The sequence below is a fragment of the Rhizobium sophoriradicis genome (genome assembly GCF_003939025.1).
Lineage (GTDB): Bacteria > Pseudomonadota > Alphaproteobacteria > Rhizobiales > Rhizobiaceae > Rhizobium > Rhizobium sophoriradicis.
Window position 1 is genome coordinate 205,106 of record NZ_RQIH01000012.1, and the last position, 21,904, is coordinate 227,009.

The window sequence follows — 21,904 nt, forward strand, 5'->3', positions numbered from 1 at the left end:
TCTCCATGGACGTATTCTATTTCAAAGATCCGAAGTTCAATTTTGGAGACGATCTGAATGCTTATATCTGGAAGGAGGTTTTGCCGAAAAATGTCTTGGAATCACCAGATCTAACCGTCGTTGGCATTGGAAGCATTCTCACCTCAGAGCGCCTGGAGAAGTTTGTCGGCGGCGACAGGAAAATAGCGGTTTTAGGTACCGGAGTATCTTACGGAACGCCCCCGTCCGATATGTCCGCCTGGTGCCTGGCGGCGGTCAGAGGCCCCCTATCGGCTGCGGTCTTGGGTCAGCCGAATCTCTCGGTCACTGACGGGGCAATCCTGCTGGCCCTGACCCAGAATCTCTACACAAAACAGGACAAGCCTGAAAAAATCATATTCATGCCGCATAGATCGTCACTTCAAAGAGGTTCGTGGGAACCGATCGCGACGGAACTGGGCATGGAATATGTCAGCCCCCAAACAGATACACTCGAGATTTTGAGGAAGTTCGGCGAGGCAAAGCTGGTCATAACTGAAGCCATGCATGGCGCTATCGTCGCAGACACAATGAGAATCCCGTGGATTCCCGTTACGATTCATCCTCACATTGATGAATTCAAATGGAAAGACTGGACGTATTCAATGGGCCTTGATTACAGACCGATATCACTGCCGTCGATAAGCGCAGATGATTTTATTTACTACCAAGGCCTTCGCGGGAACATGAAGAAATTCGGCATCCACGGCACAGATACAATTCGGCCGGGGCAAGATAGGAAAATGTACTTAGATTACCTAAGCCGCCGATTTTCGCCGAGCTATGAACAACTACACCATCTTACGAAGAGCATACAGCATACTAGAAAGGCAGTTTCAAAATTTGCTCGAATTACTAAACCCTTATGCAAAGCTAACGCGAGGCGGGCGTTGGGACAGGCTATGAAATCTCCTCAATACTTAAGTGGACAGGCTTTGTTCGACGAGAAGCTTCTAAGGATGCAAGAGGCGATCAGGACAGTCGAAAAATTTGTGTCTTGAGCAAGGGCTCGTTGTTCAATTGGAGAATGCAAACTTGGCTGGCCAGAAGAACGAAAAAATCGGGGCAAAAGCGCTAAATGCGTCGGCGATCTTGCTCTTTGGTGTGATTTATAATCGCACTGTTTTCCTCGCGACGACCGTCGTCCTTGCTCGCCTTCTATCCCCGGAGGACTTCGGGCTGGTTGCATTGGGAACGAGCCTTTTAACGATTCTGCTTGCAATAACGGAATTATCCCTCGGCAGCGCACTAATTCATCAAAAGGAAATCACGGACGATGATTTCCACACAGCCTTTACCTTAGGGGCGATCAGAGGCGTCTTGCTTGCAGCTGTTATGGTGGTAAGCGGCTACATAATGGCCGAAGCTTACGGTGATGAGCGGCTAATCGGTGTATGTGCGGGTTTGGCAGTTCGACCGTTGCTAACGGGCCTCGGAAGCCCGAAGTACATCATTTACTCTAAAGAATTGAGCTTCGGGACAGTCGCCTTCCAAGAGGGGCTCAATTTCACGATACAATTCATCGTATCCGTCGCATGGGCCTATCTAACCGACAGCTACTGGGCAATCGTCGCGGGAGCGGTAGCAGCGAGCGTTGTCGGAACGGCCATGACGTTTATGGCGTCACCTTACGTCCCAAAAATTTCCTTCCGATCGCTATCCAAGCTTCTACACTTTTCCATATGGCTGACGCTGAACCAAGCCGTATCAGCTGTAGGCAACCGATTTGATAACTTCCTGGCCGGCGGGTGGCTCGGAATCGCCACCTTTGGCGCCTATAACGTTGGAAACAATACTGCAGGCTTGATAACTCAATCAGCAATTTTGCCCCTACAGCGCGTTCTATTCCCGAGTTTTGCGAAAATATCCGATGACAAGCAACGCGTTCAGAGCGCGTTTCAACGGAGCCAGTCCTCACTTTTCGCGATCGGCATGGCTGTCGGCGCTGGCCAAGCTTTGGTTGCCGAGCCCTTTGTGTATCTTGCTCTGGGACCGCATTGGCCCGTAGCGGTACTCGTAATTCAGGTTATCGCTCCGATCTTGGGCTGGCAGATTGTCTTTGGCCCGGCAAATGCGCTCGCTTCCGCCCTTGGCGAGACAAAGATGCTCTTCAACAGGACGCTCCTTCTCCTGATGTTCAGAGTGCCAATTGTGTTTATCGGCTTATATTTCTATGGGCTGCCCGGCTTGCTCATATCCAGAGCAATATCTGGTGGGGTCGTTGTTTCCATCGTCAATATCTATGTAGTTAAGAAACTCACCGGATTGACATTGTGGGATCAACTTAGCGTCACCTGGCGTTCGTGGGTCAGTGGCCTTGCGATGACAGCGGTCGTTCTGGGATTGGGCGCGAACTCCGCACCGATTTCCAGTCACCTTGATGCGGCCTATGCGTTGGCGTGGATGATTTCTGTTGGTGGAATTGTCTATTGCGGCGTTCACGTATTTCTATGGGTAGTTGGGGGTCGTTCAGAGATCGGCATTGAAGCCGAGATCGCGAAGGTTCTTACGAAAATATACCAACGCTATCGGAAAATACCTCAAAGATTGCCGCTTTGATGTGGGCAGCAGAGCGTTTCGGCGGGCAAAACATGCGGCTTTTCTCTTTCGACCTCACCACAAGGATTGGTAAATGATGTCGGATCTCTTCGTCAGCGTACTCTTTTCATCCTACAACGGCGCCAGCCGCCGGTTGCGCCACACTTTGGATTCCTTATTGAGGCAGGAGCTTCCTCATGATCAATGGGAACTAATTGCCGTTGACAACAACAGCAATGACGACACGTTTGATCTTTTGAAATCTTATAGCGACAAGCTGCCCATCATCATCCTGCAGCACCCCACGCCGGGTAAGTCGGGGGCGCTGAACCTGGCTCTGGACCGGGTGAAGGGCGATCTCATCGTCTTTACGGATGACGATGTTCGCGCCGAACCCAACTGGCTGAAGGCGATCGTCGATTGCGCCCTCGCCCATCCGGGTTATGGCGTCTTCGGCGGCAGAATCGTCCCCGATTGGGAAAAAGAGCCTAAAGACCCTTTTATCGAATGGATTCCGATGGGATCCACCTTTGCGATTGTCGATGAAACACAAAGCGGACCGTGTGATCCGACAAAAGTCTGGGGTCCGAATACGATCATCCGGCGGGAGCTGCTTGGAACGAGCGTGCGCTATCGCGAAGATATCGGTCCTCTTCCGGGAAAGATTTTTGCCATGGGCGAGGATGCCGAAATCATCATTCGCCTCGCGGCAAATGGCGTCAAATCCTATAGATGCGCCGAAGCCGTGGTTCATCACTGGATACCGGCATCCAGCGTCACTGAGGATTGGGTGCAGAAAAGAGGTGAGCGGCTTGGCTACGGCATGCCGGCGCTCTTTCCCGACGAGGTGCCCGGAGGTGTCAGATTAAGCGGAGTTCCGCTTCCAACCTGGATCGAAAGCGCGCAATGGGCCTTCCGTGCAGCCCTGCTTTATCTCCTGCCGCGATCGAAGACGCGTTTTTGGGCGATCTGGAAATATTACTATATGCGCGGCTACCGCGCCGGAATTCGCCGATACGCGCCTGGGACCCTGGCGCGGTAATCGATTGGCCAGCTGCATGCTTCCTTAAATCAGAAACAATTAGAGGATAAGTCATGCGGCACCTCAAAGCATTACAGCGTCCTTTGCGCGTTTCAAAAGACGCGGCGCTGTCGGAGACGGTAATTTGAAACTCTCGGTGCTGATCAACAATTTCAATTATGGGCAATTCCTGCGCCCATGCATCGACAGCGTTCTGTCGCAGAACTATCCGGACTTCGAGGTCATCGTGGTCGACGACGGCTCCACGGATGATTCCAGGGAGATCCTCGCTTCCTACGGCGCGCGCATTCGGTCCGTGCTGAAGGAAAACGGCGGCCAGGCCTCGAGCTTCAATGCCGGTTTTGACGCGGCGAGCGGGGATATCCTCTTTCTCCTCGACGCCGACGACGCATTCCTTCCCGGCAAACTGGCGCGCATTGCCGAAATCTATGACCGCAACGAGATCGACTGGTGCTTCGACCGTGTGACGACCAAAGAAGACGACCAGCCTCCCGTGGAGCTGCAGGTGACGCTGTTCGACAAGCGGGAGACGTTGCGCAAAGGCGGTTTTCCTTCGCTTCCGGTGCCGACATCCGGCTTGAGTTTCCGCCGCGCCCTGCTGTCTCAGATATTGCCGATGTCCGTGGCGACGGATGTCGTTCTCAGCGACAATTATATCAAGTTCGCGGCAGCATATCTCGGCCGCGGCGCCATCGTCGAGACGCCGCTGACATTCCAACGCATTCATGCGTCGAACCGCTACACGGGCACGAGCAGGGCAAAGACGCTTCGCCCGCGGATCATGATCGCCACCGGGCTGGAACTGGCGCGCCGTTATGACGGGCTGCAGGCGCTCGGCAAGAGTCTGGTGGCCGGCGGTATTGCGCAAACGACATCGCTGCTCAAGCTCCGCAGCGAAGCCCGAAACACCGTCGCCGGCGGTCCCTTCGGTCAGGATGCCGCAACCGAAGTGGCCTTGATGGCCGTGCGCAAGCGACTGGGAAATATGTTGCGCGGAGGACAGTCATGAACCGGCAAGACACCTTCCCGCATTCATCGGCTAAAGCCGATCAGCCAGGCATGTCGGCGTTGAACATCGCCGTCGGTGTGCTGACCTACCGGCGGCTGGACGGGATCGCCAAGCTGCTAGATGTGATGACACGCCAGACCAGGCATCCGGCTCGCCCCTATCATTTGACCATGGTAATCGTCGACAATGATGCGGCCGGCAGTGCAAGAGCCACGGTCGAAGGCTTTGGCCAGACGGGCGCCTATGATCTGATCTATGTCGTCGAGCCGAACCAGGGCATACCCTTTGCGCGCAACCGCGCCATGGATTCAGCTCCTGACGGCACCGACCTCTTCTGCTTTCTCGATGATGACGAATGGCCGGTCGATGGCTGGCTCGATGCGATGCTGGAGACCCGGGAGAAAAACCGCGCCGACTGCGTCTACGGCCCCGTCCAGCCTGTCTATCCCGACAACCCGCCGGAATATTTCATCAAGGCGAAGGTTTTCGAGCGCAAGAAGAACAAGGACGGTCAACGCATTTCCTATGCGGCCTCGAACAACGTCATGTTCGATTATCCGCTGATCCGCTCGTGGAATCTGCGTTTCGAAGAGAAGATGCGCTTCACCGGGGGCACCGATTATCTCTTCTTCAATCAGGCCATTCGCCGCGGTATGCAGGTTTTCTGGGCTGACAAGGCACTCGTCTATGATATCGTTCCTGCCAGCCGTATGACCTGGAAGTGGGTATTGCAGCGGCAATACCGGCTCGGCAACACTTTCGCCGTCAGTGAGGTCCTGCACGGCAATCTCAAGCGCCGGCTCTATCGCGCCGCCTATGGCGCCTCGAGAGTGATGCTCGGGCTGGCCATGCTGCCGGCAATCGTGATTTCACCCTATTGGGGCATGCGGGCGCTCACCCACGTGCTGCGCGGCGCCGGCATGGTCAACGGCATCCTCGGACATGCATACCAGGAATATAAGCCCAATGCCGCCCTCTGATACTGTTTGCAGGAGCGTCCTCGGATGAGTGTCAGCCCTACCTATGTTCGAGACGGAGATATCGGCCTGCGGCCGGCCACCCGCGCACGGCCGCGCCACGGCATAAAAAAGGAGACGCTCGTCCGTCTGCTCCTGACGGGCATATTCTACCTCGCACTGCTCCGGGCCACCGGCATGTGGTATGGTTATCCTGCGAATTTCGACGAAGGCGTGTCTGTTGATCCGCTTCCTCAGAAGCTGATGCTTTATTCGCTGATCCCGTTGATCGGCCTTTATTGTCTTCTTGAACCGAACCGCTTCCTCGCCTTTTTCCGCGGCATTTCACCCCTTGTCTGTGCCGTGATCTTTGCGATCGTAGTGTCATTCGCCGGTTCGCTCGATTTCGGCGCCTCCGTTCGCGGCGCCGCGGCCGTCGGTCTGCTGGCGCTCGGTCCCCTGCTCTTTCGACTGCGCTACGGCAACGAGGAAACCCTACGTCTCCTTGCCAATTTTGCCGTTTTCTCCGCCTTCGCAAATGTCCTCTATACGGCCGCCTTCCCGCGTTTCGGGATCATGGGCGGCTCGCTGGCTGGCGCCGTGAAGGGGCTGTTTTATCACAAGAATACAATGGGACAGTTCTGCGCGATCTGCTTTATCGTGCTTATTTCCCATCGCCTGCCCTCCCCCAGGCTGCGCTACAGCGGCTTGCTGAGAAGCTTCGCCATCCTGCTGACCCTGCTCCTTGTCGTGGTCTCCTTGTCGTCGACGGCCGTCGTCATGGTGGCGATCGGTCTCGCGACGATTTTCGGCCTGAAGATGATGGAAAGCGTCAGGCACAGCATGGCCCGCGCTTTCATCGTGCTCTTCCTCTGCCTCCTCATCGGCGTCGCCGGATCGATCGCCTATCTCGGCGTCGCCCAAGCCGTCGCGGAAGCTTTCGGCAAGGACCTGACGCTGTCGGGCCGCTCCGATATCTGGGAACAGGTGATCCCGCTGATCTACGACAGGCCGATCTTCGGCTATGGCTTCGCCACGTTCCGGCAGGCCGACATTGTCGAGGAATATGTCCGTCTCGGCCACACCGTCCGCTCGCTGCACAACACCTACCTCGAGATTTGTCTCAACATCGGTATTCCGGGCTTTCTCTGCTGGATCGCTTTCCTGTTGACGCGGATCTTCAAGAAGATTGCCGCGGTCTACAAGAGCCATCAGCTTCAGACCGTCCAGGCGAAAGAGGTCGCCCTGATCCTTCTTGTCATGATCGGCGCGATGACCGAAGCGGGAATGATGCTCGCGCCGATCGGTCTATGGCCGGTCCTCGTCTCCGTCTTGCCCATGACGACGGAACCCATTGTCCCGCCGCGTCGGCGGCGGCTTCTCTCGAGAAGATCGGCCGGGCGGCGGAGATTCGACCATTCACAACCCGTTTCAGGAGAGTAGGCAATGACCAGCGCCCCAATGGCCGTGCCGGAATCGAAGAGAGCCACGGTCAGCGTCGAACGCGAAAAGTTGCTGGATATCGAGCGCGGCAAAGGCCTCGGCATCCTGCTGGTCGTCTACGGCCACCTCGTCATGCAGGGCACGCTTGGCGAACAGGCATGGTACCAGGCGACGAAAGCGGCGATCTACACGTTCCACATGCCCTTCTTCATGTATCTCAGCGGCTTCGTGTTCTTTTTCACCGGCGCGCACAACGCGCTTGACCGGAACTTCGGCGCGTTCTTCGCCAAGCGGTTTGACCGGCTGCTGATCCCGTTTATCGTGATGTGCCTGATCAACGTCTTCGGCAAGCAGTTCGCCGAGATGTTCATTCACGTCGACGATGGCGTCAGCGGCTTCTGGCAGGGGCCATGGGCGGTAATTTCGAACAGCCCGAACAACCCGACCATTTCGATCTGGTACCTTCTGGTGCTTTTCGTCTATTCGGTGCTGACACCCATCCTGTGGCGGCTGAGCGGCCGGCAGATCGGCATCCTTTTCCTGTTCTCGCTGGCGATCTACTTCATCCCCGCTTCGGAGAGGTTTTATGTCGCGCGAATTCTAAGCTATTTCGTATTCTTCGCCGCCGGCATGCTGAGCTGCAAATACTCCGCCTACGCGCTCAATATATTCTCCAAATATATCGTCGTCTGGCTGATCGTTTTCGCGGCCGCGCTTTATATCGGCCGGAGCTTCCCCTATTGGCTTCTTCTATGTGGGGCGGCGTCGATCCCGTTCCTGCATGCTCTGGTCAGATTGCCGATTTTCGAAAACGACAAGATCCTTCTCTGGTTCGGCCAGAATTCGATGGTGATCTATCTGCTCAATACGATCTTCATTGGAATAGCCAAGGGTGTCTATGTGAAGATCCTGCCCTATCACGGGCCATGGTTTGCATTCATGATCGCTATATTGATGATATCAGGAACATTATTGCCGATTTTGGCCAAGATGGCGCTTCAGGCAGTGCCGATGGCGGGATCCGTTTATAAGTATGTCAGGTGAGCCACTGCCCCGAATTGAGATTTTCCCGACCCATGCGCTCGACCTGCCGGCCAATGATGTTAGAATTCGATTAAACTGCCGTGCTACAGCCACGGTTTCGGTGGAATGGTCTTGCCTCTAATCATCGGTCAAACATAGGAGAAGCCTGTCTATGGCTGAGAAAAAATTGAAGGTTCTCGCTGCGTCGTCAGGGGGCGGCCATTGGGAACAGCTGATGACCATGCGCAGCGCCTTCGAGGGCTGCGACATCATTTTTGCTACCACCATCCCGGGACTGCTTTCCAAATACGACATTCGGGACGGACTGGTCCTTCCCGATTGCAGCCGCGATTCGATCACCATGTCGATCCGGTGTTTTTTCAGCGCTTTCGCCATAGTCATCAGGCACAGGCCTGACGTCATCATCTCCACTGGTGCCGCGCCCGGGCTTTTTTGCCTGCTTGCCGGCAAATTGACAGGCAAGCGCACGATCTGGATCGATAGCGTCGCCAATGTCGAGAAACTGTCCCTTTCGGGGAAACTGGCCGGCCATATTGCCACGCTCTGGCTCACGCAATGGCAACATCTGTCGCGGCCGGACGGCCCGCATTACGCAGGAGCTGTCCTTTGATCCTGGTCACCGTCGGAACCCAGCTGCCGTTCGACCGCCTCGTCAAGGCGGTCGATGCCTTCGCCAAAGAGTTGCCCAGGCCGGTTCTGGCGCAGATCGGCAAAGGCACCTACACGCCTGAGAACATGAAATGGATCAAGAATATCGAACCTGCCGACTTCGACAGGATGTTTCGCGAGGCGAGCGTCATCGTTTCTCACGCGGGCATCGGCACCGTGCTCACGGCGAAACGTTTCGGCAAGCCGATTATCCTCGTTCCCCGCAAGGCAGCCCTTGGTGAACACCGAAACGATCATCAGCTGGCGACCGTCAGCCAGCTCGTCGACCGGCCGGGCATCTATGTCGCGCATGACGATGACGAACTGAAAGATTATCTCCTGCAGGACCTCAGCAGTCCCTCTCATGAAGATCCGTCCGATGTCGGCCGGACGTCGCTGGTCAACTATTTGAAGGGTTATCTCGCGGCAGGCTGAGCCCGCGACCGGCCGCAGACGCCGTTGGGAAGGCGGAGATTCATTCTCCGCAATCGCGGCCGGCAATGTGTCCGAGGAGTGCTGGCACGATGATCCTCGTAGCAGCTTCCGGCCGCGGATGCGCGCCGTCGGGAATTGCGGCGGCCCGATCGTCCGCGCTTAGGCGCTCCCAGCCCGGCCGGTTGTCGACGAACTCCAAACCGCGCTTCTGTGCCTCCGCCTGATGGGCCGAGATATAACTGCCGACGAAGGGACGGATCAGTCCCCGCAGTCCCGAAAACGGGTTCATCGCCATGAGGATGATCCGCGCGCGCGGCAGGCGCCGATGAAGCTGATCGAGAATGTCGCCGATATTCTTCCGGCTTTGCGCCAGCGACACGAGCCGGTGCAATGTTGCGTCATTGGCGTAGAGCTCGATCAGAATGATATCCGGCTCTTCGGCAACGACGCGGTCCAGCTGGCTCAAAGCCCAGGCCGACGTCTCGCCGCTCTTGGCGACGCTGTCGACCCTGACCGGTCTCTGCAGGCAGGCGGCAAGCTTTGCCTCCAGTCCGGCCTGCCATCCCCCGCGCGCCGTCAGCGATGTTCCGAAAGCCACGATTTTCACCGGCGGAAGGTCCTCGGCATCACTCTCCCCGGTCGATGAAACCATGACGAGGCAGGCCAAAAGCAGAACCCACGCCCATGCCAGTCGCCTCTCCGTCGGCACCGCTCGCCAAAGCCGCAAACATATCATGAAGAGACCCTATCGCGGCGGGAGCTATCCGTCACGCGCCGGGATGGCGCCAAGGCAAGCTTTGCCCCAGCCGAATGGGCAAAGCTGACCTCAGCGGCTGCGTTATGCAGCAGCGGCGCGCGGAAGCCGCCGATCATTCCTCACGGAAGACGTGCTGCATCTGATCGGTCAGCGGCTTGGTGAGATAGGAGATGACGGTACGATCGGCAATCTTGATAAAGACCTCGGCCGGCATGCCGGGATAAAGCTTGATCGACTTCAGCTTCGCGATACTTTGCGCCTCCGGCTTGACGCGCAGGGGATAGTAGCTGATCCCGGTTCGCTCATCCTTGACGGTATCGGGCGCAATCGAGGTGATCACCGCCCGCACGTCCGGCGTCGTGCGCTGATCAAAGGCGCTGAAACGCACATCGACGGATTGCCCGACATGGAGCTGGTCGATATCGCGGGTGGCGACCTTCGCCTGGACGGTCAGATCGTCGTTTTCGGGAACGACGAGCATCAGCGTCTGGCCCGGCTCAATGACGCCGTTGATCGTATGAACGGCAAGTTCGTGGACCCTGCCGCTCAATGGCGCGGTGATATCGAGACGGCGGAGCTGATCGAGCGCGGTTTCACGGCGCTCTTCATTTTCGGCGATCTTCGCCTCGACATCGGTCAGTTCCTTGGCAATCTCCGAACGGCGATCCTCGTCCAGCTGGATCGACTGGCGATCGATTTCGATCGCCTTGCCTTCGGCCTCCGCCTTTGCGGCGATTTCCTGACCGCTATTGCCCTGAAGGTCGGCGCGTGCACGCTTGAGCGCATTCAATCGCTGAAGTGTGACCAGTCCCTTCTTGTAGAGCGCATCGACGCCTTCCAGTTCCTGTTCGATCAGGCTGAGGGAATCATTGGTGGCGTTGATCTGAACGACCAGACCCTTGATCTGCTCGGCCAGCTGATCCTTGCGCGACGCCAACTGGCTCTTCATTCCGACGAGCGCCGACCTGCGGCTGTCAAACAATTTCTGTTCGCCGTCGAGAAGATCCTGTGCGGCATTTCTGGACGCCGCCTTGTTGGATGCGGCAGCGCTGGATGTCATCAGATCGCTGATGTTTTCCTCGACCTTGAACGAATCGGCGCCGATCCGTTCAGCCTTGAGACGGGCACGACGCGCATAAAGCTGCGCCAGCGTGCTTTCGACGATCGAGAGCTGCGCTTTCGTCGTCGTTCCATCGAGCCGTATCAACACCTGTCCAGCCGACACATGGTCGTTTTCGGCGACCAGGAGTTTCGACACAATGCCGCCCGTGGGATGTTGGATCTTCTTGACGTCGCCGTCGACGATGACCACGCCTTCGCCGATGACGGCGCTGGAAAGCTCGGTCGTCGCCGCCCAACCGCCTATGCCGCACACCAGCGCGAGAGACAGTGCGCCGACAACGGCGACGTGACGGTTGAGGGACCGCTTTGATTCATTGGTGATTTTGCTCATCATCGTCCTTCCGGCCTATTCGGCCGCATTACCTTCGACCACGACCTTGAGCTGAGCCACGCGTTCCGAAATCGAAGTGCGCGTCGCCTCAGGCCGGCTGACCCGCGCCAGAACTTCTTCCTTGGGGCCGAATGCGATCATTCTGCCCTCCTGCATCATCAGCACGAAGTCGCATACGGCGAGAACGCCGGAGCGATGCGCGATGACGACGACGATGCCGCCGCGTGCCCGCACGCTCATGATCGCAGCGCTCAGCGCCCGCTCGCCTTCCTCATCGAGATTGGAATTCGGCTCGTCGAGCACGACCAGGAACGGCTCGCCGTAAAGCGCTCTCGCAAGGGCGATACGCTGTCTCTGACCGGCCGAAAGCGCCGCACCGCCCTCGCCGATTTCGGTCTCGTAACCGTTCGGCAGACGCAGGATGAGATCATGAACGCGCGCAGCCCTCGCCGCCGCAACCACGGCCTCCGGCGACATCTCCTTGGCGAAGCGGCAGATATTCTGCGCGACGGTGCCGGAGAAAAGCTCCACGTCCTGCGGGAGGTAACCGATATGGCGGCCAAGGGCGTCGCCGTCCCACTGGTCGAGTGCCGCGCCATCTAGGCGAATGGAGCCCCTCACCGTCGGCCAGATGCCCATCATCGCCCGCGCCAGCGACGACTTGCCCGAGGCGCTGTAGCCGATGACGCCGAGCGCGCTGCCTGCGCGCAGACCGAAGCTGACATCGGAAATGACCAGCCGCTGGCCGGACGGCGGTCCGCTGGCCACACCCTCGACCGTGACCTGCTTGGAAGGCGCCGCAAGCGTCAGCGGAGCCGGGATCTCCGGAATTGTCTTCAGCAGATTCGACAGCCGGCCCCAGCTCTGCTGGGCGGACACGAAACCGCGCCAATTTCCGATCGCCGCTTCCACAGGCGCCAGAGCCCGGGATGTCAGGATCGAGCCGGCGATGATGATGCCCGAAGAGGCCTGCCCCTGAATGACGAGGATGGCGCCGGTCGCCAACGTTCCCGATTGCAGAGCGATACGGAAAATCTTCGACAGCGTCGCATATCCGTTCCCGACATCCGATGCCTGCCGGGTGATTTGCCGGTACTCGCCGTTCCTGCGATCCCAGATCTCGGCCATGGTACCTGCCATGCCCATGGCGTGGATGACCTCGGAGTTGCGGATCGAGCTCTGCGCAAAAGCGTTGCGCATATTGGCGGCTTCCGACTGCTGCTTAGAGAGTGTACGCGTACCCTGGTTGGTCAGGAAAGTCAGGATGGCGAGCACCAGCGATCCGCCGATGGCGATATATCCGATCGCCGGATGGAACAGGAAACAGATGACGATATAGAAGGGAAGCCAGGGCAGATCGAACATCGCCGTCGGACCCATGCCGGACAGGAAGGTTCTGATCTGATCGAAATCGCGAAGGGGCTGCAGCCCGTCGCCGCCGATCTTGACCTTCAGCGGCGCCTTGATGAGCGCCCGAAACACCCGCCCGTTCATCATCTCGTCGAGCGCACCGGCAACACGAACGAGCATTCTGCTCCTGAGAACCTCAAAGGCTCCCTGAAAGGCGTAAAGCGTTAACGCAAGAATCGCCAGCGCGGCGAGCGTCGGTATGCTTTTGCTGGGAATAACCCTGTCATACACCTCAAGCATAAAAAATGAACTTGTAAGGTAGAGGATATTGATAAGCGCGCTGGCTATGCCAATGAAGATCAGCCCGCTTTTGCATTTCCGCAAGGCTTTGGACGGTTCATTGACGTCAGCTGTTGAACTCTGAAACACGAAGCAATCCTCTCCTGCCGCACGCGGACGCAGCGAATACGCCGGTCCGCACTGCAGTTGCAGGCCCCTCAGGCCCGATCATTGACATGGCTGCCCTCGGACTCGGCACCCTCGCCGAACCCGTTGGCACGCTCCTACACTACTACATGAATCCCACCGAAACGTGACCGAAAATACAAATTTATCACGAACAATTTCAGAGGCCCTAACTTTAACGGTACGATAAACATGCCGTCGCAAGCAAGTGAAAAGCGCAAGTCGCCCAATAAGGGTCCAAAGCGGCGAAAGCGTGGCGCGTTAGCTTCGGTATCTACTACCATGTTAACTATAAATGCAATCTATAGTTCGATTTATCTGGCCATGGCGGAACATTTTGCCGCTCTCATCGGTCCGGCAGACGGAACCCGTCCCAACTTGGACGGCAATCGAGCGGCCTCGGCGGGGACATGCCGGGGCCGCCTCAACCTCAGGAAAGCAAGTGCGAGCTCTGGCTGCTGTGGAATGTGTCGACATTGATGGAGACGCTCAAGCTGTCGGCGTCAATATGGGAGGCGCCATCGGAGATCTTGTATAGGAAGGATTCGCTGACCTTGCCGCTGAGGCCGACGAGTTTGGCGGCATCGACCGTGTAACTGTAATCGCCATCCTTCTCCACGTGAATGACGCCGTATTTCCCGGTCAGCGTCAGCCCGTGCTTGTCGACCGCGCTGTCGCCGAACCGGCGAAGCAGTATCGTGCCGTTGCTCGCACGGTCGTTCTCAAGCAGGTTGCCGTGAAAGGCGCTGCCGGTATCTTCCGTGATCTTCAGGCTGTCATGGACGGCGACAATCTTTTGGATGGCGGCTGGCGGGGTGGCGACCAGCGGTTCCGTGACAGGCGCAGGAGAGCTGACCTGCGTATCGCCGGTCGTACTGCCGGCGGCGCTGTCGATTGCGGCCTGCGCTTGCTCGAGCGTCTTGCTTTCGCCCATGGTGAACGTGTTCTGGGCGGCGATTGTGGCGGGCATCGTCAGCGTCTGCACGGCGCTGTCGATGATATTGTCGTAGAAGGAGCCCGATGCCGGCTTGTCGACCTTCAGCGCCGACGACGACAGATCGTCGAAAACATTGTCATGGATGACGATATTCTCGCGGATATAGGCGGGATTACCGATCGCACTGATCAGCACGCCGTAAACGCCCCCGTGCAGATAATTGCCGCTGATATCGTAGTTTATCGCGTTGCCCTGATCGCCGAGGCCGATGCCGTAGGACCAGCTGTAGCCGCCATATCCCGAGATGTCATTGTCGTGGATGGCGATGTTCGTGCCCGCCTGCGCACTTAGCCCGAAGCCGCCGCCCACCAGCGTATTGCCCTCGACCACGGCGTTCTGCGCCCGGATCAGCACCAGCACACCCTTGGCGCTGTTGGTTTCGGTCTGCTCCAGATGGTTGTCCTTGACCAGGATATTGCTGCTGTCGTTGAGCTGGATGGCGTCGGCAGCGCTGCCCTGGCTGTTGGTGACCGTATTGTTGACGAGGGTCACGCCCTTGACCTTGTCCATCCAGATGCCGTCGGAATGCACGCCGGTCAATGTGCTGTTCTCGATGGTGATGTTCTGGCTGCTCTGGAAGCTGACCGACCCCGGCTTCCCGGAAAGGCCGGTATTCGACACTTCGACATTGCGCACGGTCCAGTTCGAGACATTGCCGGCATAGATCGCGTTGGCGCCGGTATCGGCGATCTTGATGTTCTCGATGATGATATTCGACGCCTTGGAGCCGTGGATCCCGTCATTGCTGCTGCGAATGACCGGCGCCTCACCAATGCCATAGCTGCCGATGGTGATCGGAGCGCTGACGCTGCCGGAGTATTTCAGGTCGAACTGTTCGTTAAACACGCTTCCGGCGGCAAGCAGCACGCTATCGCCCGGATTTAACCTCAGGGCTTCAACAGCAGCCAAAGTCGCGAAGGCTGAACTCTCACCGGTTCCGTTGTTACTGTCGGATCCTGTTAGTGAATTCACGTAATAGACGGTCATGCTGCGATCTCCCAAGGTAATGGAAAATCTTCTAACCGCCGACCTCTCTCCGGCTGCTAAAATGAAACACTAAAATGCGTGATATCTGGCAATAATTCTTGCGCCATCAATATAAACAGCTTGGTGTACCAATTATACTTCATCGCGACAAGGTTGCAGCCTCACCGCGGCAAGCCGGCTTACTGGGCCGGATGCAGTTGCCAAGCTCGGATCCCGAGCAAGCAGGACTTCGGCTGACCTACGCCGCGCGAGGACAGCGCTCACGGAAAATCCCTGTATGATGGTAATATGACAGGCATTGCCTCCGGGAATCTCCGCCGGAACTTGCAGAAATAATCCATAATCCAAAGTGATTACACGCTGCCTGCACAACAGAATAAAGCATCATCCGTTTTAACTACCCTTGATCCTGAATAACGATTCTTTCAGCGAGAAGAAAGCGGCACCGCAATATGACAACTCGAGACAATCACTTATTGTTAAAGCAACATTATCTAAGTCTTTCATTGCGTTATGCGCATTGTACGTGTGTCATTATTGATAAAATACACCTATAAAGGTGAATCAGTTGTTAACCATACGCTTGACTCCCTGTATTAAGATATACTTAATCGGGCAGCCCGCTGAAGTCAAAGATGACCGGCGGAGATCAATTTGAAGGAGAGAGGCACATGGCTATTCACGCAACCGACGATACTGCAACATTTCTGGAAACCGATGTTATTTCGGGTAACCTGCTCAGCAACGATACATCTGACGGCAATCTTTTTCTGCGCGCCTTCGACCAACAGAGCGTCGGCGCCAAACAGCCCGGCCAGGTCACCACGATCCAGGGTGATTACGGCACCTTCTACGTCAAGGCCGACGGCAGCTACACCTATGTGCTGAGCGATGCCGCCAAGATCGGCTTCGCCAACGGCGAGCTGCTTCAGGAGAAGGTTTCCTACAAAATCTCCGACGGCGCCGGCCACACCGATATGGGCCTGTTCACCCTCAACATTCAGGGCGTAACCCAGGTCAAGCCGGTCGCGGTCGACGACCATTATAGCTTCAGCGAAGGCGATCTGATCAGCGGCAACGCGCTGGCCAACGACATTCCGGGCGACAATGGTCAGCTTTTCCTCCGCCAGTTCGACGGCACGAACGTCAACGGCAATAGCGGCGCCATTACCGATATTCTCGGCACCTATGGCACGTTCCACGTCAAGGCGAATGGCGAGTTCACCTATGAGCTGACGCAGGATATTGCGCCCGGCGATCACGTCACCGAAACCGTCCAGTACTACAAGATCTCCGATGGCCAAGGCCACACGGACGCCGGCATTCTGACGCTCAACATTACCGGCACCGACGTCGTTTCCGGCGGCGTCGAAGTCTGATCATCGACAACCATCAAGAAACAACGCCCGCGGCACAAGCAGCGGGCGTTGTCGCCTCGATGGCGACGAAAGCTGATACCGTGTCACCCAGCTTCTTCAGTCATGGGCCACAGACCGCTTCAAGGCGCCGACTTTGATTGCCGAAGCTTTGCAGCCGTAATCACCGGCTGCAGCGCTGCCGAAACCGCGCCGTCGCCCCTTCCCCGACACTTGCCCAGATCCGATCGAAGACCGGACGGAGCTGCGGGCTGATGGCTTTCATGGTGGCATTGACCCTGCAGCGGTCGCCGAGTTTCAACATCGTCGTCAGATCGCCGTCAACGGCGCTGCTGGCCGCCGAAAGTGTTGCATCGGTGAAATCGTTCCAGAAATAAAACCGGGTCAAAACGATCGACTCATCATAGGGCGCGAGAGCGACCGAACGTTTCATCATTTCTGCAATCGCAAGCGGCTCTTCGGCAATTGTCGACTGAACGGCGGCGAGACGAAGCCAGAAATTGCTGTTGGTCGGCATGCAGGAGAGCGCATATTGGAGGTAGCGGCGGGCATTCGAGGCCGCGGCAACCCAGGCGTCGTAGTTGATATTGACATTCTGCCGATCGAGCTGCGCCAGAACCAGCGTGACCCCGGCGGCGACAATGTCCGATCGGCAATAATGTCCGTCAACCACGGCGATGGCGCGCGCCGCATATCTGGCCGCGATGTCATCCGTGACGGTGTCGCCGCGCTCGATCCTTTCGGCAACGATCGAGATGCTGGCGGTTCTGATCGAAGCATACAGTTCTCGGCCGGCCAGCACCGCGAAGACCGCGGTGACGATAAGGAAAACGATCCTTGCAGGTGAAAGAAGCCGACCGGCGAGCATCACTCGGTATAGTATCGCGAATAACGCTTATAGTAATATTCGCTGGAGCCGAATGTCCGGTAGAGCTTCATCTGCGACGGATCGACCTTGGTCAATATCGCGCCGACGCATTTGGTGTAGAGATCCGGCTCGGACAACAGAGTCGATTGAACCACCTTGCGCGAGGTTTTGCCCCACTCGATCACGAATACGACGGCATCGAGCTTCGGGTTAATGGCGCGCGCGTCGACGACAGGAGCGAGCGGCGGCAAGTCGACGATAATGTAATCGAAGCTCTGGCGCGCCATTTCAAGCAGCTGATCCATGCCACGCGAGGCCAGCAACTCCGAAGAGTGCGGAACGCGATATCGCGCCACCGTTGGCAGGAATGCAAGCTTCGTTTTGGGATCGAGAAGAATAAGATCCTTGAGCGGGCGGTTGTCGACGATTGCTTCAAGCAAGCCGGCTTCGGCATGGCGGCCGATCGCCCGGGTCGCTCCGGGATTTCGCATATCGCCGTCGATCAGCAGGCAACGCGCGCCCTGCATTGCCAAGAGCTTGGCAAAGTTGATGGCTGTCGTCGACTTGCCCTCGCCCGGCAGGCTCGACACGACGCCGATGACCTTGCAGCGCTGATCGGCCGCGCTGATATCGATGGCGATCTTCGCGCTTCGAAGCGTCTCGGCGAATGCCGAAAGCGGATGCTCCTCGACATAGGTCGTCGTCTTGCCGCCCCTGGCGATGCTGCGCGGATTGCCCGGATCGACGAGGGTCGGATCCTCGACGTTGTTCTCGATCAGCGGCATGACACCGAGAGACTCGACGTCGAGCATGTCCTTGACATCGTCACCGGTGCGGAAGAAGCGATCGCGGAATTCGCGGAAAGCGCCGATGCCGCTACCGAATGCACATCCCAGGAACATGGCAAAAGCGACAACGAGGCTTCTCTTCGGCGCGCTCGGCTTCGTCGGCGTCTCCGCGATTGTGATGATACGTGCGGCGGTAATTGGGAAGCTCTGCTGCTGGATTGCCTCCTGATATCGCGTCAGGAAGTTCTGATAGAGATTCTTATAGGTATCGCGCGTCCGCTCGAGCTCACGAAGCTGAACCTGCGTCTCGCCCGCCGTTGCGGCCACGCCCGTTGCCTGGTCAACGCTGTCGCGCAGCGATTTCTCGCGCGATTGCGCAACCTGCAGCTCGCTCTGGTAGCTCTCGGCGATACGATTGAGTTCGTCGAACATCAGCCGTTCATATTCGGCCATTTCGGCGCGCAGCCGGACGGCCTGGACGTGGTCCGGACCCAGCCGTGCCTCGATCTCGGCCTCCAGCTTCGACGCTTCCAGATATTTCTTGCGAAGATCGTTCGAAATCGAGCTGTCGAGCACGTCGGTCACGATCGCATCGGTCTGCTTGGCCTGGATGATCGACTTGATGCGGGCGTATTTCGCCTCGGCCTGGGCCGTCGCGGCCTGGGCGGTGATCAACTGGCTGTTGAGCTCGGAGAGCTGCTGTTCGCTGAGCAGCGTGCCGGATCCTGACTCGACAAGCCCATGCTCGCTGCGGAATTTCTGCACCGCGAGGTCGGTGTCCAGCGCCTGTTGCCGAAGCTCTTCGATACGCTCCTGCAGCCACTCGCCGGCCCGGCGTGTCGCCTCATATTTGGAATTGAGCTTGTCGACCATGTAAACGTCGGCGATCGCGGCTGCGATTTCACGCGCTAGGTCCGGCGATTGCGAGGTGTAGCTGACATCGAGAACGTAGGATTTGCCCACGCGTTCGACATCGATATTGCCCGCGACCGTTTCTGCGGCCGCTCTCCGTTTCGCTTGCGGGTCGGGCGCGACAGCCGCGTCATCGGCAAACCAGGAACGAAAATTCATCAGGGATTTCAGCGTCGCGACAGAAAAAAGCGAGTTCTTCGGTGCGTTGAATACCGGGTCATCGACCAATTTCAGCTTGTCGACGACCGCGTAGGCGATCGTGTCCGACTTCAACAGCTCGACCTGGCTGAGAACGGTGCCTTCGTCGTCGTCCAGCTGGCCGAACGCGGCGAGCTGATTGATGACCTGATTGTCGCTGCGGTCGATCAGCACGCTCGTGTCGGCCGTGTAAACCGGAACGGACGTGAGAACATAGACGATGCCGAGAATGGCAAAGGCGAAAGCACAAGCCGCAACGATCCGCCACTGCCGGCGAGCAATGGCAATGAGCTTGTCGAAATCGATGAAATCAGCTTCGTTTCCCGTATCGCGGGAGGGGTCGATACGCGGCGTAAGTTTATCTGGCGACAGCAATTTCGATCTCCAACAAAGGCGTCAAGCGCTAAGATCTACAGGCAAATCCAGCTATTGTGTGACGGGCACACTCTGACTCGTCGATTGCGTCGGGTCGGTTGACGACTGCCCTGCCCCGCCCGTGCTGATCAGTGTCGTCGTTGAGGTCGACGAACTATCGCCGTCCCCCGCAGTCGAAACCTGCAGCGTGCCGGCAGTTGTGGCGCTGCCCTCAAACGGCGTACCGTCATCCGCCCCGGGACCGGTGCGGCCGATCGATCCGTCATTGCCGATACCCGATGCTGCCGCAGCCGCGCTTGCGCCCGGACCGAGTGCCGCTGTGCCGCCTTCAGCGAGAACCTTCGCAAAGGCCGCCAGCAGCGGCGCAAGGTTAGGATCGGCAGTGGCCGCCTCGGCGACCGCTTTTTCGATCGCGAGCTTGAATTGCGGGTCCGAGACCTGGCAGCTGTTGGCCGCCCGTCCAAGACCGGCGCCGATCGCCGCCATCTGGGCGGCATTGGCCTTCTTGGCCTGCTCGATCACCGGCGACAGGGCGTCGTCGCTGCTTCCGACCAATGCGCGTACACGCGATGACAAAACCAATGGATCGGACATGTCGAGCAGCACGGCGGGATTGGCCGTAAATCCGCTGATGTCGACCGGCGTTAGATTTGCCGGCCCCAGGCAAGCAGCCGCAAGAGCGCTTGAAGTCATGCCGGCAAAAGCCGCGATGATAATTCCGCTATAAGCAAGCCGACGATAAACAGCTGACCTTGCCATACCCACAATTTCCTTCATCAAATCCGCTAGCCGATAGGCCGCCGGCCTCGATCACTAACGATCGCCGCCGGCCCGCCCATTTCAATCAACGTCCGAGATTGCGCACTGCGTTGCGAGTATCGTTCACGTCATGCGACACGCCGGCGACAGTGGACGATACCGAGTTTACGATGTCAAGGAACTTGACCAATTCAACAGAGTCCGAATTGGAGATATAGATAACGTCCTTGTCTTCCATCTTGAATTGCTGAACAGCAAACAAGGTCGCCGGATCGCGAAGATTGGCGCGAACGATCACCGGAACCGTATCGCCCGCAAACCTGGTCGTATCGACATGCATCGCGGCAACCGTCTTCTTGGGGACAAGGCGATAAAGCAGGATCTGAGCCGGATCCGCGCGGTCGTCGCGCAGGCCACCCGCCTTGGCGATAGCCTCTCCAAGGGTGAGGTCTGACTCCTCGAAATCGAAGCGGCCGCTGACGCCGGCGGCGCCGAGCGCAAGATAGGTACGGCGCTCATGATCGACCGAGATCGTATCATCCGGCGCGACATAGATATTCTCCGCCGGGTTTTTCAACAGCGTGTTGTAAGCGACGGTTGCTGTCTTGCCGCGGCGCTGCAGCGTCACATTCGTTTCGATATTGTTGGTCGTCAAACCGCCTGCAGCGGAAATGACATCGAGAACGCGCTCACCGGCCGGGCTGATCGTGACGCGCTGAGGACTGTTAACGTCACCGAGCACGGCCACCTGACTGGAGCGGCTGGTCGTTGTCGTAATAACCACCTGCGGCTCGATCGCGCGGCTGGCCAGCCGATCTTCGACGTCCTGCTCCACGGTCTCCTTGAGGCGACCTGCGGCCGGAACGCGACCAGCATAGGGGATCGTGATCGTTCCGTTTCTATCGATGGTCTGCTCCGGCAGAGAGATGTAATTGCCGGGTCGGCTGCCGGCATCCGACGGAATGAACAACCCGCCGGACTGAGCTTCGAAGATAGCAACCTGGACGACGTCGCCATAACCAAGCGGAATTTCAGGCGCCCCGCCGCGACCACCGCCAAATCCCTTGAAGGAGGTCGGCTGCGGAGAGGAGAAATATGGCAGGACGTTCTTGCTGAGATCAACCAAGGCGTAGTCGATACCGACGCGACGCTCCTTCGTTGTGACCTTCACTGCCGCGCCTCGATCAACATCTTTGTGATCGGGACCGGATCTTGGCAACGACGTGCAGCTTGCCAATATAGTCGTTAGCGCTACAACAATGGCGACGCGTGTACTACCGATAGGAAAACAACCCATAGAATAACCTGTGTTGACGCCCCTGAAGCTACTGCCTCGCAATCTTACAAAATACAAGACAATCCCTGACCAATAATCACTGTAGGCGGATTAACATTTCTCTAACTGTGGCAGGCTGGCAACGCCAAGCCCTTCACCAAGCGAATACGCTGCAATCCGGCTTCTCTTTTGCCGGCAACGCCCTGAAGG

The 21,904-nt window shown here is 57.7% G+C and carries 18 protein-coding genes; 10 read left to right on the plus strand and 8 right to left on the minus strand.

Annotated features, from left to right (window positions below):
• Positions 1 to 5 precede the first annotated feature (5 nt).
• From EFR00_RS21265 to EFR00_RS21305, 9 genes are all read left to right on the plus strand, one after another.
• Positions 6 to 1,019: a polysaccharide pyruvyl transferase family protein gene (locus tag EFR00_RS21265; RefSeq protein ID WP_009996572.1), complete on the plus strand. Its 1,014-nt coding sequence runs from the start codon at positions 6 to 8 to the stop codon at positions 1,017 to 1,019.
• Positions 1,020 to 1,053: 34 nt separating this feature from the next.
• On the plus strand, positions 1,054 to 2,577 hold the full coding sequence (locus EFR00_RS21270) for a lipopolysaccharide biosynthesis protein (RefSeq protein ID WP_009996570.1): 1,524 nt from the start codon (positions 1,054 to 1,056) through the stop codon (positions 2,575 to 2,577).
• A gap of 76 nt (positions 2,578 to 2,653) precedes the next feature.
• A complete protein-coding gene (locus EFR00_RS21275) occupies positions 2,654 to 3,598 on the plus strand; it encodes a glycosyltransferase family 2 protein (protein ID WP_077990035.1) in 945 nt (314 codons plus the stop codon).
• Between the two features lie 124 nt (positions 3,599 to 3,722).
• The gene (locus tag EFR00_RS21280) at positions 3,723 to 4,607 is read left to right on the plus strand and encodes a glycosyltransferase family 2 protein (RefSeq protein ID WP_009996567.1); all 885 of its coding nucleotides are present in this window, start codon (positions 3,723 to 3,725) and stop codon (positions 4,605 to 4,607) included.
• The gene (locus EFR00_RS21285; protein ID WP_077989915.1) at positions 4,604 to 5,587 is read left to right on the plus strand and encodes a glycosyltransferase family A protein; all 984 of its coding nucleotides are present in this window, start codon (positions 4,604 to 4,606) and stop codon (positions 5,585 to 5,587) included. The genes EFR00_RS21280 and EFR00_RS21285 overlap by 4 nt, the downstream gene beginning before the upstream one ends.
• 24 nt (positions 5,588 to 5,611) lie before the next feature.
• Positions 5,612 to 7,006 (plus strand): O-antigen ligase family protein, encoded by a 1,395-nt coding sequence (locus EFR00_RS21290; RefSeq protein WP_077989914.1) that lies wholly within the window; start codon positions 5,612 to 5,614, stop codon positions 7,004 to 7,006.
• 3 nt (positions 7,007 to 7,009) lie between these two features.
• On the plus strand, positions 7,010 to 8,050 hold the full coding sequence (locus EFR00_RS21295; protein ID WP_077989913.1) for an acyltransferase family protein: 1,041 nt from the start codon (positions 7,010 to 7,012) through the stop codon (positions 8,048 to 8,050).
• Between the two features lie 151 nt (positions 8,051 to 8,201).
• Complete coding sequence (locus EFR00_RS21300) at positions 8,202 to 8,660, plus strand: glycosyltransferase family protein (protein ID WP_009994998.1); 459 nt, start codon at positions 8,202 to 8,204, stop codon at positions 8,658 to 8,660.
• Positions 8,657 to 9,133, plus strand: coding sequence for a glycosyltransferase (locus EFR00_RS21305; RefSeq protein WP_009994997.1), 477 nt, complete (start codon positions 8,657 to 8,659; stop codon positions 9,131 to 9,133). The genes EFR00_RS21300 and EFR00_RS21305 overlap by 4 nt, the downstream gene beginning before the upstream one ends.
• A gap of 40 nt (positions 9,134 to 9,173) precedes the next feature.
• Here the strand turns inward: EFR00_RS21305 and EFR00_RS21310 are convergent, their stop codons facing one another.
• The 4 genes from EFR00_RS21310 to EFR00_RS21325 all read right to left on the minus strand — a co-directional run bounded on the left by EFR00_RS21310 (position 9,174) and on the right by EFR00_RS21325 (position 15,142).
• Entirely contained in the window at positions 9,174 to 9,869 is a 696-nt protein-coding gene (locus EFR00_RS21310) for an SGNH/GDSL hydrolase family protein (protein WP_039621523.1), read from the minus strand.
• A 133-nt stretch (positions 9,870 to 10,002) separates the two neighbouring features.
• Complete coding sequence (locus tag EFR00_RS21315; protein ID WP_077990034.1) at positions 10,003 to 11,343, minus strand: HlyD family type I secretion periplasmic adaptor subunit; 1,341 nt, start codon at positions 11,341 to 11,343, stop codon at positions 10,003 to 10,005.
• Between the two features lie 15 nt (positions 11,344 to 11,358).
• Positions 11,359 to 13,122: a type I secretion system permease/ATPase gene (locus tag EFR00_RS21320; protein ID WP_077989912.1), complete on the minus strand. Its 1,764-nt coding sequence runs from the start codon at positions 13,120 to 13,122 to the stop codon at positions 11,359 to 11,361.
• A gap of 466 nt (positions 13,123 to 13,588) precedes the next feature.
• Positions 13,589 to 15,142: a right-handed parallel beta-helix repeat-containing protein gene (locus EFR00_RS21325; RefSeq protein ID WP_077989911.1), complete on the minus strand. Its 1,554-nt coding sequence runs from the start codon at positions 15,140 to 15,142 to the stop codon at positions 13,589 to 13,591.
• 671 nt (positions 15,143 to 15,813) lie between these two features.
• Between EFR00_RS21325 and rapA2 the strand changes: the two genes are divergently transcribed.
• Positions 15,814 to 16,521, plus strand: coding sequence for a calcium-binding lectin RapA2 (rapA2, locus tag EFR00_RS21330; protein ID WP_077989910.1), 708 nt, complete (start codon positions 15,814 to 15,816; stop codon positions 16,519 to 16,521).
• A gap of 160 nt (positions 16,522 to 16,681) precedes the next feature.
• Here rapA2 and EFR00_RS21335 read toward each other — a convergent pair whose 3' ends face one another.
• The 4 genes from EFR00_RS21335 to EFR00_RS21350 form a co-directional block, all read right to left on the minus strand.
• A complete protein-coding gene (locus tag EFR00_RS21335; RefSeq protein WP_077989909.1) occupies positions 16,682 to 17,386 on the minus strand; it encodes a hypothetical protein in 705 nt (234 codons plus the stop codon).
• Positions 17,386 to 19,659, minus strand: coding sequence for a polysaccharide biosynthesis tyrosine autokinase (locus EFR00_RS21340; RefSeq protein ID WP_077989908.1), 2,274 nt, complete (start codon positions 19,657 to 19,659; stop codon positions 17,386 to 17,388). The genes EFR00_RS21335 and EFR00_RS21340 overlap by 1 nt, the downstream gene beginning before the upstream one ends.
• A 51-nt stretch (positions 19,660 to 19,710) precedes the next feature.
• Positions 19,711 to 20,418 (minus strand): hypothetical protein, encoded by a 708-nt coding sequence (locus tag EFR00_RS21345; protein ID WP_009989013.1) that lies wholly within the window; start codon positions 20,416 to 20,418, stop codon positions 19,711 to 19,713.
• 85 nt (positions 20,419 to 20,503) lie between these two features.
• Complete coding sequence (locus EFR00_RS21350) at positions 20,504 to 21,715, minus strand: polysaccharide biosynthesis/export family protein (RefSeq protein ID WP_077989907.1); 1,212 nt, start codon at positions 21,713 to 21,715, stop codon at positions 20,504 to 20,506.
• Between the last annotated feature and the right edge of the window lie 189 nt (positions 21,716 to 21,904).

Bases quoted from the DNA above. Each gene is read 5' to 3' on its own strand.
- EFR00_RS21315 (WP_077990034.1), bottom strand. From the start codon at position 11,343: ATGAGCAAAATCACCAATGAATCAAAGCGGTCCCTCAACCGTCACGTC.
- rapA2 (WP_077989910.1), top strand. From the start codon at position 15,814: ATGGCTATTCACGCAACCGACGATACTGCAACATTTCTGGAAACCGAT.
- EFR00_RS21295 (WP_077989913.1), top strand. From the start codon at position 7,010: ATGACCAGCGCCCCAATGGCCGTGCCGGAATCGAAGAGAGCCACGGTC.
- EFR00_RS21300 (WP_009994998.1), top strand. From the start codon at position 8,202: ATGGCTGAGAAAAAATTGAAGGTTCTCGCTGCGTCGTCAGGGGGCGGC.
- EFR00_RS21335 (WP_077989909.1), bottom strand. From the start codon at position 17,386: ATGCTCGCCGGTCGGCTTCTTTCACCTGCAAGGATCGTTTTCCTTATC.
- EFR00_RS21350 (WP_077989907.1), bottom strand. From the start codon at position 21,715: ATGGGTTGTTTTCCTATCGGTAGTACACGCGTCGCCATTGTTGTAGCG.
- EFR00_RS21290 (WP_077989914.1), top strand. From the start codon at position 5,612: ATGAGTGTCAGCCCTACCTATGTTCGAGACGGAGATATCGGCCTGCGG.
- EFR00_RS21275 (WP_077990035.1), top strand. From the start codon at position 2,654: ATGTCGGATCTCTTCGTCAGCGTACTCTTTTCATCCTACAACGGCGCC.
- EFR00_RS21265 (WP_009996572.1), top strand. From the start codon at position 6: ATGGACGTATTCTATTTCAAAGATCCGAAGTTCAATTTTGGAGACGAT.
- EFR00_RS21310 (WP_039621523.1), bottom strand. From the start codon at position 9,869: ATGATATGTTTGCGGCTTTGGCGAGCGGTGCCGACGGAGAGGCGACTG.
- EFR00_RS21285 (WP_077989915.1), top strand. From the start codon at position 4,604: ATGAACCGGCAAGACACCTTCCCGCATTCATCGGCTAAAGCCGATCAG.
- EFR00_RS21325 (WP_077989911.1), bottom strand. From the start codon at position 15,142: ATGACCGTCTATTACGTGAATTCACTAACAGGATCCGACAGTAACAAC.
- EFR00_RS21345 (WP_009989013.1), bottom strand. From the start codon at position 20,418: ATGGCAAGGTCAGCTGTTTATCGTCGGCTTGCTTATAGCGGAATTATC.